Origin of the sequence: Bacillus sp. SIMBA_074, assembly GCF_046534555.1 — a bacterium.
Classification (GTDB): Bacteria; Bacillota; Bacilli; order Bacillales; family Bacillaceae_G; genus Bacillus_A; species Bacillus_A mycoides.
In genome coordinates, this window is record NZ_JAWRYM010000179.1 from 1 (window position 1) to 370 (window position 370).

Annotated in this window: 1 pseudogene; it reads left to right on the forward strand. The window is 41.4% G+C overall.

From position 1 onward, the window contains the following. Nucleotides 1-370: pseudogene (locus tag SB773_RS30390) on the forward strand (arginase family protein); the annotation flags it as partial.

Here is a 370-nt window from a genome sequence, read left to right on the forward strand (position 1 = left end):
GCCAGGCATCCATGACGTTGTTTCCTTACCATCCCATTCACAAGGTATTTCCGTTTGACGAATGTAATGCCATTGATATTGGGGACGTTTCGGTAATTCCCCATAATATACATCGAAGCTATGAGATAATTTAAAAGGCTATGGGAGACTTGATGAAAAACGGTATCATTCCAATCGGCATCGGAGGGGATCATTCAGTAACATTGGCTAATCTAAGAGCTGCCGCAAAAATACACGGTCCTGTTGCACTTCTTCATTTTGATTCACATACAGATACCTGGGATACTTATTATGATGAAAAATATTGGCATGGTTCCCCGTTTATCCGTGCATATGAGGAAGGCTTGCTCCAAACGGATAAAGTTTTCCA